The sequence below is a fragment of the Paenibacillus silviterrae genome, assembly GCF_030167925.1.
In the GTDB taxonomy this organism is placed as follows: Bacteria; Bacillota; Bacilli; order Paenibacillales; family NBRC-103111; genus Paenibacillus_G; species Paenibacillus_G silviterrae.
Genome location: NZ_JASKUT010000002.1, coordinates 2,114,622 through 2,130,944, shown reverse-complemented (window position 1 = coordinate 2,130,944; position 16,323 = coordinate 2,114,622). Strand labels below are relative to the sequence as shown.

The following is a 16,323-nucleotide window of genomic DNA, read 5'->3' as shown; positions in this document are numbered from 1 at the left end:
GTTTTTTGATACATTTAGAGAATAGTATCAATCTTGTAAAAACAAATCCGCTAAGGAGAGATCAAGATGTCTAACTACTCCATCCAAACCATCTCAGAAAACTACAAAATGACTGCTTTCGGTGTTTTACTTGAAGACTACAACGACTGGGCAGGCAATGCAGCAAAAACTACAGCGAAAAAAGCTGAAATCACTGAAAACGGCAAGCTTGCCGAACTTCTCGCGCTCGCTGACGGGCAAGAATATCAAATCAACTACGTCATCGACGGCAAGGCTTGGCGCGGCTTCGGCGTGATGGGCGCATACGACGTGGAAGGCGCGGTCGTCCTTGACTTCCTCGCTGGGGACTACCTCGTCGTGCCTGGTACAGGCGCTGACAAAGACCGCCTTGCTGACGAAATAACAGGCAAAGTTTTCGGTGGCCTGCTGCAAGAAATCACAGACTACACATACGTTGGTCCTGGTAACTCAACATTTGTCAAAGCAGCTGAAGACGGTACATTTTATGGCCAAATGTGGCTTCGTGCAAAAAAAGTAGCAGGCTAATCTCAGTCAAAGGAGCACTCCCATGGCAAATTACACAGTTGAACATAAGAAATCATTTACATTGACCGCTTATGGTTTTTCAATTCAATCCAATTTCCAAGACGCGCCAGCTTTGCAGAAGGAAAAAGCAGAGTTTTGGGGAGGACTCAAGGCTGACGGGCGTTTTGATAAGCTCAAAGCGGCCGCAAAAGATGATCGCGAATGGTCAGTCAACGAGGTTTATCAAGGCAGACCGTGGAATTATTTCGCGGTAGAAGCTAGCAAATCGGTGGCTGACGCAACACGCATCATAGAATTTCCAGAGAGCGAGTACATAGTGCTCGCAGGAACCGGCGACAAGGAAACTTTGTTTGATCAGTTGACTTATCGTGCTTTTGGCGAAGTTTTGTCGCAAATCACTGACTATGCTTACATCGGCGGTCCCAATGCGACTTATCGCAAAGAAAACGGTGACGGTATTTTCTACGGCGAATTTTGGGTTCCTGTGGTTAAAAAATAGTATGATTTGAGCAAAGGGCCACCCCGAAACACACGCGGATGGCCCTATTTGAATTATTGACAAATAATAATCTAAATATATTTTGCGTCATTGATGATACGGTTCACCGTAACAGAGCTATCAGCGAATACGGTTTAACCGGCTTCGACATTCAAACTCTATGTGCAGCCTTATAAAATACGTCACCATGCATATGCTGAATTCTGTCCCAATTGATGGGATTGGTTGTATCTGGAGTGCGGTGCTCTAGTATGGCTTGATATAGGACTGTTTTCTCTTCCAAATGGGCAACGTGCAGTTTGGCCTCCTCGAGCTTAGCGAGCGCCGCTTCCTTATGTTGCATCATGAGTGTGTAGCGTTGCGGAATGGTGGAATCCCCCTCGAGACATAAATCGATATACGTTTTAATGACATCAATCGGCATCCCGGATTGCTTGAGGCATTTGATGCCATGCAGCCAGTTGATCGATTCTTCGTCGAATATTCGAACATTATTCTCATTGCGCTGTACGCTTGGCACCAGACCTTTATCCGTGTAAAAGCGCACAGCGTGTTCGGTGAGTCCCGTGACTTGTGCGGCTTCTTTGACTGTGTACATGTGGAATCCTCCTTTGAAAAAAAGAATAACAGCCTCTTGCCTTCGTCTAACACGAAGGTACTAAGCTTATTGTAATGCAACTGAGTCGTAATCGGAATTCCCTCTCCAGTACCGATTTCCGGGATACGCACCGGTTGCTGCTATACAATTAATCAATAGGAGGAATTTCAATGCAAACTGTAACTTTGAACAACGGTGTGAAGATGCCGATCCTAGGCTTCGGGGTCTACCAAATTCCGGATGCTGTAGAGTGCGAGAACGCGGTGTACGAAGCACTGTCGGCCGGTTACCGCTTGATCGACACCGCCGCCGGTTACCTTAACGAGGAAGCGGTCGGACACGCGATTAAGCGCAGCGGTGTACCGCGTGAAGAGCTATTCATTACGACCAAGATTTGGGTTCAGGATGCCGGATACGAGAGTGCCAAGCTTGCGTTTGCAAAGTCCCTGAAGAAGCTGCAGCTCGACTATCTCGATCTATACCTAATTCACCAGCCGTTCGGCGATTACTACGGCGCTTGGCGCGCGATGGAAGAGCTTTACCGTGAAGGCAAAATCAAGGCCATAGGGGTCAGCAACTTCATGCCGGATCGTCTGATGGACCTCATTGTGCATAACGAAATCGTGCCCGCCGTCAACCAGATTGAGACGCACCCGTTCTACCAGCAGACAGAGAGCGGTGCTTTCTTGAAAGAGCAGGGCGTGCAACATCAGTCGTGGGCGCCGTTCGCTGAAGGACGCAATAACCTGTTTAGCAATGAAGTTCTGACCTCGATCGCGGAAAAACACAACAAATCCGTCGCCCAGATCGTATTGCGCTGGCTTGTTCAGCGAGAAGTTGTTGTCATTCCAAAATCGATACACAAAGAGAGAATCGTCGAAAACTTCGCTATTTTCGATTTTACGTTGAGCGTGGACGATATGGAACGCATTTCCGCCCTTGATACACGGGAGAGTCTATTCTTATCGTACCAAGATCCGGGAGTCGCCAAGATGATGGGCAACTGGAGAGTCGAACTGTAAACTTTGGTCTGGTTTCTCCACTAGGAATGGACAGGGCGGGTGCCGCTGTCCTTCCTTGTTGTTTCATCGGCCCTCCACCTTACCACTATTTGGTTCTCCATAACGAGTTTAGCGGCGGGCTGGATGAATTAATCGTTGCAAGCATATTCATTACAAGCAAAAACAAACGTTTTGTCTACCTGGATCCTCTGTTTTATTCAATTAACGTTCTCCAAAAGCTTAATCCTCGATCGGGTCCGTTACAAAGTACCCCGTCAGAAAGACGCTCCTTGCCTGGTTTCCGCCTTGCGTAAATACTCCCCCGTTATCGAATGCTCGGAAGCAGCCAGCTGGACAGGAGTGCCTTCGAATATGATTCGGCCACCCCGGTGCCCGCCCTCGGGACCCATGTCAATAATCCAATCCGCGCTCTTGATCACATCCAGGTTGTGCTCGATGACTACCACCGTGTTGCCCCCGTCGACCAAGCGGTTCATAATGTCCATCAGACGGGAGATATCGGACATATGCAGTCCGGTTGTCGGCTCGTCCATTACATAGAGACTGCCTTTCTTGTGAAGTTCCCCGGCCAGTTTGATGCGTTGGCATTCTCCGCCCGACAAGGTGCTCAGAGGCTGGCCCAGCGTCACGTATCCGAGTCCCACATCCTCCAGCGTCTGCAATTGACGGAGCAGCTCTTTCCCGGTGAAAAACTCCGAAGCTTCCCGTACCGTCATGGCGAGGACGTCGCTGATGGATTTTCCGAACAGCTTATACTCTAGTACTTCATCGCTGAACCGCCTGCCTGCGCAAATTTCGCAAGTCGTCCTTATTGGTTCGAGAAAGGCCAGATCCGTGTATACCATCCCGAGACCCTGACAGTTGGAACAGGCTCCCTTGGAGTTGAAGCTGAACAACGATGCGCTCACCTTGTTGGCGACTGCGAACAGCCGCCGGATCTCGTCCATCATCCCCGTATAAGTGGCTGGGTTAGAGCGGATGGATGTGCCCACGGCCGACTGGTCGATCACAATTGCTTCCGGATGCGACGGCAGGAATGCTCCGTTAATCAACGTACTCTTGCCTGAGCCGGCTACCCCCGTTACCACGGTCAGCACACCTACGGGTATATCGACTGTTACATCCTTCAGATTGTGCAGACTGGCGCCGGCTACGGTCATCCAACCCTTGGGCACCCTGGTTGAAGTTTTCAAGGGCAGACTTTGCTTCAAGTATCGTCCTGTCAAGGTATCCGCGCGGAGCAAACCCGCAAAGTCGCCTTCGTAGACGATTTCCCCTCCGCGGGTTCCCGCATGAGGTCCGACATCGATGATATAATCGGCGATCTCCATGACTTCGCGGTCGTGTTCGACAACGAGCACGGTATTCCCTTTGTCCCGTAGCTGGCTCAGCATGCCGTTCAGACGATGGACATCTCGTGGATGCAGCCCGACGCTCGGTTCGTCGAAAATGTAGATCATGTCGGTAAGACTGCTGCTCAGATGACGGACCATCTTGATGCGCTGCGACTCCCCGCCCGACAAGGATGTAGTCTGCCTATCCAGACTCAGATACTCTAGCCCGATGGAGACCAGATGATTCAGCCGGTTCAGAATCCCGTCAATCATCGGGCCGGCAACGGGATCCTGAATCGATTCAATCATACGTATTAGCTCGCCAATCTCCATCGCCGCGCATTGGGCAATGTTGTATCCGTTAATCCGGCAGCCCAAGGCCGCTTGATTAAGCCGGCTTCCCCCGCAAAGGTGACACTCGCTATAGGTTAGAAAGCGGTTAAGGGTTTCGCGTTTGGCATCTGACATCTCGCTGCTGTCTCGCTTTAAATACAGGCGGGTGAGCTTGGGCAGCAGACCTTCATAATCCGATTCGATATCGCCGCCTTTGGTGCGGTATACGATCTTGCTTTCTTTGCCGTGGAGGAGGGTATCCCATTCCGCCGGCGTAAAGTCGGCGAGCCGCTTGTCGTTGTCGAACAAGCCGGAATGGGTATACGTATTCAAGTACCAGCTACCCACTTTAAATACGGGGAACAGGATTGCGCCTTCATTCAGCGACTTGGACCTGTCAAGCAGCTTGCCCACATCGAACTGCACCACTTGTCCGACCCCGGAGCATTCCGGGCACATGCCAGCCGGGTCGTTAAACGAAAAAACATGCGAATTACCAGCAAAAGGTTTACCGATTCTGGAGAAAAGCAACCGGAGCATCGAATAAATATCCGTGATCGTGCCGACCGTCGAACGGGAGTTGCCCCCGAGCTTTTTCTGATCGATCACAACCGCCGTAGACAGGTTTTCAATCCGATCGGTATCCGGTTGACTACAACGGGGCAGCCGATTGCGGATGAATGTGGAAAAAGTCTCGTTAAGCTGCCGCTGAGCTTCGGCACTGATGGTGTCGAAAACCAGGGAAGATTTGCCCGAGCCCGAGACGCCTGTGAAGATCGTGATTTTTTGCTTCGGTATGCGGACATTCACGTTTTTAAGGTTATTCTCGCGTGCTCCCTCAATTACGATATCATTGATGTTCATAGCCCCTTCACCTCGGATTTTCTTAATGATAAATTAATTGTACAACGCCTGAGGAGAACGTTCTTGTATTAACGAATTTTAAATTCAATCTCTGTTTTATATCCGCAAACAGCGGTTTTCCTTCTCCCAAAACAACAGGATGAACGGATAATCTATATTCATCAACAAGTCCTAAATTGATAAAAGTTGTAATAAGACTTGCTCCACCATATAGCCAGATGTCTTTGCCGGGCTTATTCTTTAATTCATTTACTTTTTCAACAATACTATCATTGATGAATATTGCTTTATTACCTATCCCTTTTTGTGTCCTGGAAAACACATATTTCTCTTTACTGTGAACCGATTCCCAGAATTCTCTTTCAAAATCCGTATGTTCAAGTTCCGGAGTAAATTGTCCCCATATATCATAGCTTTTTCTTCCATATATAATGGTATCAATTTGATTTAAAAAATGGTGAAACCCCATCTCAGAGTCCATAATGCACCAATCAACTTCACCATTTTTTCCTTCAATAAAACCATCTAAAGTAACCGCTAAATCTAAAATTATTTTTCGTTTCATGATTTGTTACTCCTTTCGTTAATCTACCACCCACTATAGACCTCAAATACGTCAACTTATGTCATATTAATAAAAGAGAGCTCTCCGTCAGAGCGATTCCCTGAAAAGCTACGCGGGTTCTCATGGGGCAGTCGAGCGAAACTGAAATAATAAACGTTCCATTAACCGTAGCTTGCGGATTATTTGCAATTCGACACATTCTGTCATTCTCCAGCATTTCCCGGGAAATTTGGATCCTGTTCCGTTAAATGTCGACGCAGGTGATGGGGAAAGAATCATCCGGATGGAAGTCTCCTCCCCGGTTGAGTGAGCCTACAACCTTTGCTTCTCCAAGAGTCTGTTTTCTTCTTCTATCCGACTAATGTCAATTCGCTCGAACAGTAGCTCTAGATTTTGGATTTGTTGGTCCGCCGGAATTTGAAGCAACTTCCAGCTCGGTTGTTCAAGTGTAAGAAATCCTCTTATTTTCTCACAAGAGAAGGGGAGGAAAGGATGGAGCAAATTGGAAAGGTTCGCAATGATCTGGACACAAGCATGTAATGTAGCTCCGCATGCCTCTCGATTATCCTTGATTTGTATCCAAGGCTTTTGTTCGTCAAAAAATTTGTTTGCTTGGCGAACGTATGTGAAAATCAACTCAATGGCCTCCTTGTGACGGCCTTCTTCAATGAGGTTTCCGGAAACCCGATACAACTTTTCCGTTTCCTTATTCCAAACCCCATTTAGTTCTCCTGGCGGAATACGTCCTTCAAAGGATTTGTCAATAAAGACTAGCGTACGGTTAACAAAGTTTCCAAAAGCACCCAGCAGCTCGCCATTGTGGCTGTGAATGAACTCCCTCCAGGAAAAATCAGTGTCACGCCTCTCCGGCCCATTTGCGATGAGAAAGTATCGAATAGAGTCCGGTTGATACCTGTTCAGAACATCAGGTACCCAAACTGCCCAATTACGGCTTGTCGAAAACTTTTGCCCTTCCAATGTCATATACTCACATGAGATGATTCGATCCGGCAAATGCAGCCCCCCGACACCCAAGAGAAGTGCAGGCCAGATCAGCGTATGAAAAGGTATATTGTCCTTTCCATGAACATAATAAGCGGTTATGTCCTTTTCCAAGTCCAACCAAAAGGATTCCCAGCTGCCTCCCGTCTCAGCTGCCCACTTTTTGCTTGCCGACAGGTATCCGCTAACAGCTTCAACCCAAACATAGATTTTCTTCTCTTCAAATTCTTCAACCGGAACTCCCACGCCCCATGTCAAATCTCTAGTCGCCGCTCGATCTTGAAGCCCCTCTTCCAAGTACCTTTGGGTCAATTTAACGGCGTTTTCTCTCCAGCCCTGAGCCTTTTCTGCATATTGGCTGAGTTCATCTTGAAATGTAGACAGAACAAGATAAAAATGCTCCGTTGGGCGCTCAACAGGGGGATTTCCGCAAATTTTACATGTCTTTTCGAATAAGTCCGCCGGGTCGAGCAATGATGAACAATAATCACATTGATCGCCTCGGGCTCGATGTCCGCATACAGGGCAATTCCCTTCAACATAACGATCCGGTAAAAATTGTTGATCTGTTTCGCAATATGTCTGCAATATTGCTTTCTTGTACAGATGTCCGTTTTCCAGAAGCCTTAAAAATATGTCTTGTACTACTCGATGGTGAAATTCTTGATCGGTTCGCGTGTATAAATCATAGGTAAAGCCCAAGCGATGAAAGCAGTCGACAAATTCTCGATGGTATCGATCTGCAATATCACTTGGCGAGACTCCCTCATGATTGGCTTGAACAGCGACCGGTGTTCCATGACAATCGCTGCCAGACACGTACAACACATCTTCACCCTTCGCACGGAAATAACGTGCCAACACATCCCCCGGCAATAAACTTGCCAATCGTCCAAGGTGCAACGAACCATTCGCATATGGCCATGCTCCACCAATAAATATTTTCGCCATGTGATACCCTCCTTTTTTTGGACAAACAAAAAAACCCTCATCCCATAGGGACGAGAGTTGTGCTCACGTGGTACCACCCAATTTCATCAATGCCTTGCGGCATTCACCTCTTCAGGTACGACGCTTTTTACGTTTATACCCTAGCACAGTAACGGATGCGGGTTCCGGCGCAGCCTACGACCAAGTATGGTTTCGATGCGCAGCTCTGAGACCATGTTCCCTAGGCTATTCTTTACTCCTTTTCAGCTGTCGGAGCTCTCTGTAAAAGCCGTCACCAAGGTACTCTTTCTCTTCTTAGATTTTCAAAATATTCAAGTTATTGGGAATTTTACTAAACGTTTATTCCAAAGTCAAGGTACTTTTTCGGAGTAGGGGCTGTTGTGTGTAATGTGACCCGCTCCTACCTACGCGGACTACCCTCATACCGATGCGGCATGAGGGTAGTCATTATCCATTTCGCTAAGGTTAGGAGGCTGAACCGTTCATCATTGCGCGGCTCCTCTGTCATGCGGTACCGTGACCGTCGCCGAAACATCCTTCTTATGGCCTGCTTTATCGGTAACCGTATAAGTAATCGTATATACGCGTCCCGATCCGCCGCCGGATCTATCGGCACGCAAACGAACCCATGTCGCCGCTGTACCGAAATCAGCCTCAATGTCGCCCAGGCCGCTGTCCGGTTCATTGCTTGTCACTGAGGTTAAGAGTACACAATCGATGCCCGATGCAGGATCGGTCGGATGAAGCGCTGCCAGTATATCGACCATTTTGTGATTGGCTGGCCACAGGGACGTTTTATCCAGCTGGACCGTTACTAACGGCGCGGTCTTGTCGATCTTGAACTCGACCGTGCGAATCTGTTCTACGTTACCGGCCTGATCCACACTGCGATAGTCGATCTTATAGTTTCCTTCGCCGAAAGCAGGGATCGAGCCTGTATAGCTAATCCATCCGCCATGATTTACCCGGTACTCCGTCTTCGCCAAGCCGGATACATCTTGATATACCGCCAGGCTTACCGTGACGTCGGATTTATACCATCCGTTGCTGCCGTCAGGTGCTGCCGGGCTAACTATTGCGACGGTAGTCGGCGCCGTCTTATCCACCATCAAGCTGATCGTTTTTATGGCCTCCTCGTTTCCTGTTTGGTCTTTCGAGTGATATTTCACGGTATACTGTCCGTCTTGATCGAACGTCACCGGGGACGAATATAACTCCCAAGTAGCTCCCCCATCCGGACTATATTCGGTCTGAAAGCCGCCCGACAGCTGATTCGAAGCGCTTAAGGCGAGTGTAGCCGGGTTGACGTACCAGCCGTTCTGTCCATCCGGCTGCGCCGGCGTCAACATAGCTGTTGTTTCGAAGCTTGGGGGATTGCTGGCGTTATCATGTACCTGCTCCAAGCCGGCATTGACGGTCTTCATGATATTGACCATATCCGTATAGGGTTGATCCTGTTGATTTACCAAGCCGATATTGAAATTTTCCCCGTCTTTACGCCACGTAACCGCTTGGTCGTAATACGAAAACCAGCCCGACCCGACAAACAACGGATGGGAGATTTGACTTTCCACAAAGGATTTGAAGGCATAACCTCTATCCGCTGTGCTTCCTACGGTTGTACCCGAATTGACAGGCGAAAGACCGCGTTGGGTCGTACTAAATGTATACTCCAGATTCAGCAGCGGTTTGCCGTAAGTCTCGTATCTCGAAATCCAAGTGGCATCGTTCACGTAATTGTCAACGGAAAAAGCATCTACAAACTCCATAGCCGCGGAATCCCACTCTAGACTGGTACGCCAAGTCGGAACGATGGACGCCCCCAGAAATAGGTGGTTCGTATCGTATTTATTGATTACTTTCTTGACAGTTGTAAAATAGGCTCGGGACGCCAGCTTGATATAATCCGATACATCTGCAGCAGGCACCTTGGCCATATTGATCGAGATATCCTTCAACGCGGTGAAGGAGGCGGCGCTGGTACCAAGAAGCTGGTTAACGACGGCAAGGTCATTGTTGTACCTTGGCGCCAGAAAATCCACAAACGCGCTCTTCGCCGTAGATGTCGAGTTATAAGTCAGAACTTCTTTGACAATATCGGTATTCCATCCGGCCTCATTATCATACGTATATCCGATGAGCCAAGGATCGTTTTTCGCTGTTTGCAGCTGGGAGCTTAATGCATTTTCTATGATGGATTCATTCTGCGGGTCAAACACATCATAAGTCCATTGAATTCTTTTCAAGCTGCCGGGGTCTTGCAAAACTTGAATGTAGGGAAACTTGACATGACGCGGTTTGGTCCATTTGCTAAAGGCATTGAAGCCCCAATCGATCAAGCGCTTCTTCGTGATATCCTCCCATTTCGATTCAAAATTGCTTCCGTATTTCTTCATGACGTTGGCAACGACGAAGCTTACCCGTTCTCCATTGGAATCATTGACATAAGCGGGTGCATAGGCCACAGGGTCGGGAAGCTCCTCGAACACATTTCTAGGTGTGCCGTCCGCTTTTTTGAGCGGCGTTCCGTACCCCCACTCCCATATACTAGTGGCGTCCACGCCCTTCAGAATAAATTTATATCCGTCCGGGGTAATAAACCACCATTTGTTGTCGATTTTTTGGAGTCTGAAATAACCGGTGTTTTTGTATTGTCCCCCGTTTTTCACACCGCCGTACTGATCATACTTTGATAGATCCAAGGAAACATTCGAGAGCGCATTCGCCTCATTCGCATATTCCTGCTGCAGCTGCTCGTCGGAGACCACCTTTCCCGGCCACGTTTCATAAACCCACTGCCCGTACTTATCCGCCATCAAGCCGTCTTTCTTCAGCTCGAGAGCCATTTGTTCCGCAGTCAGCGCAGGGCCGGGATTCACGCCTTCTTCCCCGGTCCCTTTATAAATTTGAACCTCGGTTAGAGGAATATGCTGAAAAGCATGAGGACGCTTAATATCGATAACAATAAACCTGGCCTTCTTGTTCGACATCGGTACGTTTACAGAATAGTTCCAGGTGGAGCTAGGGCTCGTTGAGACGATCCCTGGAGTTCTGATGTGTTTGGCGGCAATATAGTAATAATCCGTTACAGCCTCGGGGCGGTATTTGAGCGTAAACTCTTTAAACCCCCAAGCTGAATTGGGTGAATTCAGTACGACGTTAATGCTGTCGAGCGGGTAATCCTTCAACAAGTCGAACACGACCTGTACGGTCCCTGGGGTACCCGTCCCGCTCCCCATCCATCCGGCATAGGTTGTAGTTTTTCCGTCAAGCAGCACGCCATTGGCAGAAGAAACCAACCCTGTTGCTCCTTTGTCGGGAAGACTTCCTCCGTTCGGAGCCGGGCCAAAGTAATAATTTCCGGTTTTCAGCAAAGTGCCTTCTCCGCGCACCTCTCCTACGGGAATCCAGCCTGCTGCCATAATGCAAGCCAGAAGTAGTGCAAAAACGCGCGTTTGAAACAGTTTACCAAGGTTTACCATTATTTACCCTCCTCTGTATTCATACCTTTGGCAAGCGATCTTACAAGGAATGAAACGTCTTCCGATGATCATGCTGCATATAAACCACCCCCTCTCAAACACACGCCCCGACTTTCGTAAAAGCGCTTCCAATATTTTGAGTTGAACCGGCTGCATCGTAATAATCCCCATTGATGCGCCGATTCGAAACGTAGTTCGCCAATATTACTCCCCAATCCAACGGCCATTTGCGTCAAATTGCATACAGTATTTCACAAGCTCCGCGAAATTCACCCACGAAACTCCTACCTTCTGATCTGCGGCGCCATAGGACATGATCAAGTCCTCTCCAACCACAATCCCGCCCGTTGTAAACAAGCATGGCGTAGGATAATCGCTTGGCATCTCCCACTCCTGCTGAGCATACATTAATCGTTCGGAGCATCGATGCGTCACGGCAGGGAAATCATTCTCCCGCTCGCGTACAATCAGGAAGGATTGTGTGTAGCCAAAGTGGACATCCTTCTTGCCATGATAGGCAATCAGCCATTCGTCCGCCGAAATCTTAAGCGGTGCCCAGCTTGCTCCGATCCGGTTGTCCTCCCAATGAAATTGGCCGGCTGCCAGCAGCCGATGGGTGGCCCGATCCGATGCGAAATCCTCCAGCTTCTCTGCCGCTGCAAGGTAGATCGACGGGCTATTCACCAGCGAGCCTTGCGGGAATGAGGCGGGCGTCATCGGGCGATGGAGCATTACATATTGCATTTTCCCATCGATCCGCATCTTCTCCGGGAATAGGAAGACGTCACGGTTATTGCTTACGTGGCCTTCCGTCAACGGGCATACGTAAGTAAAAGCCTCCTCGTAGCGGCCTGTCTTCAGCTTCTCCAAATCTAATTTATACAGGACCGTTACGGTATTATTGGTGCGCGCCGCAACGCGGAACGCATCGTCCCCTTCAAACACCCAATCCGGCACGTAGTCGTTACGTGTATCAATCGATGGGTCCTGATCAATCAGCCAATACGGGCCCGGGGGAAACATTCGGCATGCCACGGAAAGATACAGCTCCCCTTCGATTGGAAAAATACGCGGGTCTTCAATACAGCCGTTGGAATAATCTCGTACGCGATTACCGTGGATGTCCGTAATGTAGATGTCCTCGAATCCCTCATTCAGTGCAGGGGCAAGAGCAGGCCTGGAGAAATCGGCATCCCATGTCTTTCCTAGGTCGCTGCTTACGGCGTAACCTAGAAAGATCGGGTACGGGTCGTGCTTACCCTCCTTGCGCTTCTTCGACCACGGGCCGGTGGCCCGAAAGAGCATGTGCAGCTGATCGGAAGACGGATCTTTTATTATTGCCGGGTTTAGCACCATCTTGCTGGCCCATTCACAGCCTGGCACCGGTTCGAGCACCGGCTGCGGGGAATATCGAAAACGCGGCTTCATGCAGTTAGTTCCTCCTGTTTATGGGATGGTAAGAGCAGATAGACTTTAAGAACCGATATAGCTACCCTTTGACCGCGCCGATCGTCATCCCCTTGATGAAGTAGCGCTGCAGAAACGGGTATAAGAAGATGATCGGCCCAATCGTGATGACAACGGTCGAAAGCTGAATGCCTGTAGCTGAGACAGGAATGTTGATATTTGCATTTAAATAATCCAGATTCTGCGAATTGGATATGATTCTTCTTAACATCATCTGCAGTGGATGATTCTCCGGGTTATCAATAAACATCAGCGCATTAAACCAGTCATTCCAGTAAGAAAGCGCATAGAACAGCGTGATCGTCGCGATGACCGGCATGGAAATCGGCCAGATGATGCGATAGAAAATGTACAGCTCATGGGCACCATCCATAGTCGCCGCCTCATTCATTTCAAAGGGAAGCGTACGAAAATAGGAGGTCATCAGAAATGCGTTGAAGGCGGAGAACATGTGCGGCAGGATTAATGCCAGTAACGAATCACGCAGGCTCAGCCAATTGGAGATGAGCAAATAATAGCCTACGAGCCCGGGGGCGAACAGCATCGTAAAATAAATGTAGAAGGAAAGAGCATTTCTGTACTTCACCTTCTGATGAGCTGTCACATAGGAGAACATGGACGTCAAAAGCACGGCTCCTACCGTGCCGACCACGGTAACAAACATAGACACAAAGGCACTGCGGTACACCTGGCTGCCATTAAATAAGAAACGGTAGGAATCGAATGAAAACTCGGTTGGGAACATTTGAAAGCCCTTGACAATCTGATGCTCCGCTGTGAACGATCCGATATACACAAGCCAGAAGGGAATGAAGCAAATTAGGGCGAAGAAACCTATGAAACCATACGCCACGACGGATATGGCCAATTGGGAACCATCACGTTGTTTCATTAACATGCTTAAGCACCTCACTAGAATAACTTCGAATCATTATCAACCCTGCGGACAACCCAATTGAAAAAGAGAATGGTAATAAAACCCATAACCGATTGGAATAATGCGACTGCCGCGGCGTTGCTATAGCTGTTCATATTAGAGACCTCCCGCAAGGAACGATACGTATAAGTATCGATAACATCCGTAGCCTTGAACAGGAGAGAATTGTCTCCGACGATTCCATAAATCAATCCGAAGTCACCGTAGAAGATTCGCCCAAGGTCCAGCAGAATCAACACGATAATGGTCGGACGCAGCAGCGGCAGGGTAATATGCCAGATCTGCTGCCATCGCTTGGCCCCATCGATTCTTGCGCTTTCATAATATTCCTCGGAGAACCCGGTTAAGGTGGCCAGATAAATAATCGAGCCCCAGCCGGCTCCCTTCCATACGAATAGGATCGTTAGCAGCATAGGCCAGACCGACGGCGTCTGAAACCAATGGACCGTCTGGAATCCGAAGTCGTTCAGCAATCGATTGATCATTCCGTCCTGCCCGTTAAAGAAGTTCATGACCATCAGGTTTACGACGATAATGGAAATAAAATGCGGCAAAATAACGAGAGATTGCGTCAGCTTCTTGAAGAAGGCTTGCCTGATTTCATTCAGCAGCAGGGCAATGAGCAGCGAGCACACCGTGCCTGCTACAATGAACAGAAGGTTCAAATATACCGTATTTAATGTAACTCTGAGCCAATCCGGTCCGGTGAAAAAGAACATAAGATTGTCGAGCCCCACCCACCGGCTTCCCCAAAGCCCCTTGGCGGGAATAAACTGCTTGAACGCCAATATATGGGCGGTCATCGGCAAGTAAGAAAAAATAAAGACGTACACAATCACGGGAAGCGCCATGGCGTACAGCCATTTATTCTTCCTGAGTTCCCGCATGATACTCATGATAAGATCTCTCTCCTTTCGTGTGTACCTGTATCTTACTCATTCGGAGAAAGGATCGTATAGTCTTGCTTTTATCAATGAGTTTGAACCTTAACAGCCTAAGCAGGTGTGAATATTACCAATGGGGGAAGTGCGGATTTTAACACCTCCCTAGTTAAAGAAAAAAGCCGGAGACCTTGACATCAAGGCTCCGGCTTATGGATCTATTACTTCTTTTTATTTGCCAAAAACGCATCCAGCTGCTTTTGATACTCGGTTTGAATTTTCTTGATGTTGGTATACGCTTTTTCTTTAAATTTCTCCAAGCCTTCCTTCGGTTCTATGAGTCCCATAACGATCGGCTCGTAAAGCTCTTTGCCCATATTGCTCAATTGCGCAACTTCATTGGAAACCGGGCTTGGGTCGAAGGTGAACCCGGAAAGAATATCTGCCGAAAAATTATTAGGATCCCGCTGCCACTGATTCAGCTTGATGACGTCCTCCGACAAGCTTGCATCAATACGGTCGAGCTTGGGGTTCCAGCCCCATGCGAAAGGAATTCCGGCATAGGAGTTTTCTTTAATCGGTTTATATAAGCCCGGACCTGCATCCTCCCAGTTTTTCCCCTTGATTCCGTAAGCCAGCAAGTCGTAATTCTCCTGCTTGTTCAGCCAATTGATGAACTGGATGGCGCGTTCTTTGTTTTTGCTTATCACGGGAACAGCGATGTAATTGCCTGCCTTGTATGTTGAGCTGAGCTTCATATTCGGATCATACAGACTGAATGCTTCCGCAGACGCTCCTGGAACCGCCTTCTCCAGAGCCGTACGTGTGCTGAGATTAACACCGAAATCATTAAAGGTCGAAACCGCCGCCTTTCCCTTGGCAAATTCGGCGTTCCTGAGGGTAAGAGCGTCTTTGGCAATAATCCCGTCTTTATACAACTTATGATTGGTTTCGAAATTTTTCATGATCTGGGGATCCATGTTATCGAAGAAATTATAAACCTTCCCGTCATTGCCTTTGGTGTACAATCCGGGATAGCTGAGAACAGAGGCAATATTGGTTTTCGGATCTAACATGCCTGCTTGCTTTAAGCCGATATGTTCCGAACCGTTCGGAATAAACGGCGTGATCTCCGGCGCCTTTTCCTTCAAAGTATACATAAACTTGATCAGCTCGTCATAGCTCTTAATCGGAGCGACTCCCAGCTTCTCCCGGATATCTTTGCGAATAACGAACGTCCACGGACGAATGAAATTCACTTCAAGCGGAACCGCATACAATTTGCCGTTCACTTTGTTGGCTTCCATCAGCTGCGGAGAGCGTGTGCCCTTGATGTCAGGTCCATATTTGTCAATAAATGCGTCCAAAGGCTCATAGAGGCCGGCGGCAATGTTTTGCGTCGGATTATTGTCCCAGATGAGGTCGTAGTCTTCGGCAGAGGACAAGGCGACCTGGCGCTTCGTGAGAACATCCGACCAGGGGATGAACACTACATTCAGCTTCACATTGAGCGTACTCGATAACCGGTTCTCCATCTCCGTCTTGACTTCATTCCAATTGCCCGGCGGATCTCCCGGAAACATGATTTTCAGCGTTACTGGACTCAATTGGGCGTCCGGGGCTGCCGATTTACCGGAGTCGGACGGCGCCGCGTCTTTCGAATTACAACCGGCTAACGTCCCTGCCAAGATCAACGATAAAGACGTTAGCAAGATCCCTTTTCTTCTTTGGTTCATGGATAAACCCTCCTGTTTATGATCAACCGGGCAGCGCCTGTTCAGACGGTCTTTCCTTTTTTCTCTGCTTTCGCTGCTTGCCCGGCTCCGTGTTTTGATCATAATT

General features: G+C 48.5%; 12 protein-coding genes and 1 other annotated feature. Of the genes, 3 read left to right on the top strand and 9 right to left on the bottom strand.

The features are described 5' to 3' along the window. Nucleotides 1-66: 66 nt before the first annotated feature. Both QMO62_RS32220 and QMO62_RS32215 read left to right on the top strand, forming a co-directional pair. Nucleotides 67-546, top strand: coding sequence for a hypothetical protein (locus tag QMO62_RS32220; RefSeq protein ID WP_284646591.1), 480 nt, complete (start codon nt 67-69; stop codon nt 544-546). 22 nt (nt 547-568) lie between these two features. Further along, the gene (locus QMO62_RS32215; protein ID WP_284646590.1) at nt 569-1,045 is read left to right on the top strand and encodes a GyrI-like domain-containing protein; all 477 of its coding nucleotides are present in this window, start codon (nt 569-571) and stop codon (nt 1,043-1,045) included. A gap of 151 nt (nt 1,046-1,196) precedes the next feature. Here QMO62_RS32215 and QMO62_RS32210 read toward each other — a convergent pair whose 3' ends face one another. Then, nucleotides 1,197-1,643 carry a MerR family transcriptional regulator gene (locus tag QMO62_RS32210; protein ID WP_284646588.1) on the bottom strand — a complete coding sequence of 149 codons (447 nt, stop codon included), beginning with the start codon at nt 1,641-1,643 and terminating at the stop codon, nt 1,197-1,199. Nucleotides 1,644-1,813: 170 nt separating this feature from the next. On the opposite strand from QMO62_RS32210, the gene QMO62_RS32205 reads away from it, so the two are divergent. Next, on the top strand, nt 1,814-2,665 hold the full coding sequence (locus QMO62_RS32205; protein WP_284646587.1) for an aldo/keto reductase: 852 nt from the start codon (nt 1,814-1,816) through the stop codon (nt 2,663-2,665). 254 nt (nt 2,666-2,919) lie between these two features. Here QMO62_RS32205 and QMO62_RS32200 read toward each other — a convergent pair whose 3' ends face one another. From QMO62_RS32200 to QMO62_RS32165, 8 genes are all read right to left on the bottom strand, one after another. After that, nucleotides 2,920-5,196, bottom strand: a complete 2,277-nt coding sequence (locus QMO62_RS32200) for an ATP-binding cassette domain-containing protein (RefSeq protein ID WP_284646586.1) — start codon at nt 5,194-5,196, stop codon at nt 2,920-2,922. 22 nt (nt 5,197-5,218) lie between these two features. Continuing rightward, on the bottom strand, nt 5,219-5,761 hold the full coding sequence (locus QMO62_RS32195) for a dihydrofolate reductase family protein (RefSeq protein WP_284646585.1): 543 nt from the start codon (nt 5,759-5,761) through the stop codon (nt 5,219-5,221). Between the two features lie 312 nt (nt 5,762-6,073). Beyond that, entirely contained in the window at nt 6,074-7,714 is a 1,641-nt protein-coding gene (gene metG, locus QMO62_RS32190) for a methionine--tRNA ligase (RefSeq protein ID WP_284646584.1), read from the bottom strand. A gap of 43 nt (nt 7,715-7,757) precedes the next feature. After that, nucleotides 7,758-8,019: a binding site (T-box leader), on the bottom strand. A 180-nt stretch (nt 8,020-8,199) separates the two neighbouring features. Beyond that, nucleotides 8,200-11,196 (bottom strand): OmpL47-type beta-barrel domain-containing protein, encoded by a 2,997-nt coding sequence (locus QMO62_RS32185; RefSeq protein ID WP_284646582.1) that lies wholly within the window; start codon nt 11,194-11,196, stop codon nt 8,200-8,202. Between the two features lie 204 nt (nt 11,197-11,400). Beyond that, nucleotides 11,401-12,624: a glycoside hydrolase family 130 protein gene (locus QMO62_RS32180; protein WP_284646581.1), complete on the bottom strand. Its 1,224-nt coding sequence runs from the start codon at nt 12,622-12,624 to the stop codon at nt 11,401-11,403. A 61-nt stretch (nt 12,625-12,685) separates the two neighbouring features. Continuing rightward, nucleotides 12,686-13,555, bottom strand: a complete 870-nt coding sequence (locus QMO62_RS32175; protein WP_284646580.1) for a carbohydrate ABC transporter permease — start codon at nt 13,553-13,555, stop codon at nt 12,686-12,688. 20 nt (nt 13,556-13,575) lie between these two features. Further along, nucleotides 13,576-14,496 carry an ABC transporter permease gene (locus QMO62_RS32170; protein ID WP_284646579.1) on the bottom strand — a complete coding sequence of 307 codons (921 nt, stop codon included), beginning with the start codon at nt 14,494-14,496 and terminating at the stop codon, nt 13,576-13,578. A gap of 206 nt (nt 14,497-14,702) precedes the next feature. Then, nucleotides 14,703-16,217, bottom strand: coding sequence for an extracellular solute-binding protein (locus tag QMO62_RS32165; protein WP_284646578.1), 1,515 nt, complete (start codon nt 16,215-16,217; stop codon nt 14,703-14,705). Between the last annotated feature and the right edge of the window lie 106 nt (nt 16,218-16,323).

Coding starts and splice junctions, on each gene's coding strand:
- QMO62_RS32220 (WP_284646591.1), top strand. CDS start 67: ATGTCTAACTACTCCATCCAAACCATCTCAGAAAACTACAAAATGACT.
- QMO62_RS32215 (WP_284646590.1), top strand. CDS start 569: ATGGCAAATTACACAGTTGAACATAAGAAATCATTTACATTGACCGCT.
- QMO62_RS32210 (WP_284646588.1), bottom strand. CDS start 1,643: ATGTACACAGTCAAAGAAGCCGCACAAGTCACGGGACTCACCGAACAC.
- QMO62_RS32205 (WP_284646587.1), top strand. CDS start 1,814: ATGCAAACTGTAACTTTGAACAACGGTGTGAAGATGCCGATCCTAGGC.
- QMO62_RS32200 (WP_284646586.1), bottom strand. CDS start 5,196: ATGAACATCAATGATATCGTAATTGAGGGAGCACGCGAGAATAACCTT.
- QMO62_RS32195 (WP_284646585.1), bottom strand. CDS start 5,761: ATGAAACGAAAAATAATTTTAGATTTAGCGGTTACTTTAGATGGTTTT.
- metG (WP_284646584.1), bottom strand. CDS start 7,714: ATGGCGAAAATATTTATTGGTGGAGCATGGCCATATGCGAATGGTTCG.
- QMO62_RS32185 (WP_284646582.1), bottom strand. CDS start 11,196: ATGGTAAACCTTGGTAAACTGTTTCAAACGCGCGTTTTTGCACTACTT.
- QMO62_RS32180 (WP_284646581.1), bottom strand. CDS start 12,624: ATGAAGCCGCGTTTTCGATATTCCCCGCAGCCGGTGCTCGAACCGGTG.
- QMO62_RS32175 (WP_284646580.1), bottom strand. CDS start 13,555: ATGAAACAACGTGATGGTTCCCAATTGGCCATATCCGTCGTGGCGTAT.
- QMO62_RS32170 (WP_284646579.1), bottom strand. CDS start 14,496: ATGAGTATCATGCGGGAACTCAGGAAGAATAAATGGCTGTACGCCATG.
- QMO62_RS32165 (WP_284646578.1), bottom strand. CDS start 16,217: ATGAACCAAAGAAGAAAAGGGATCTTGCTAACGTCTTTATCGTTGATC.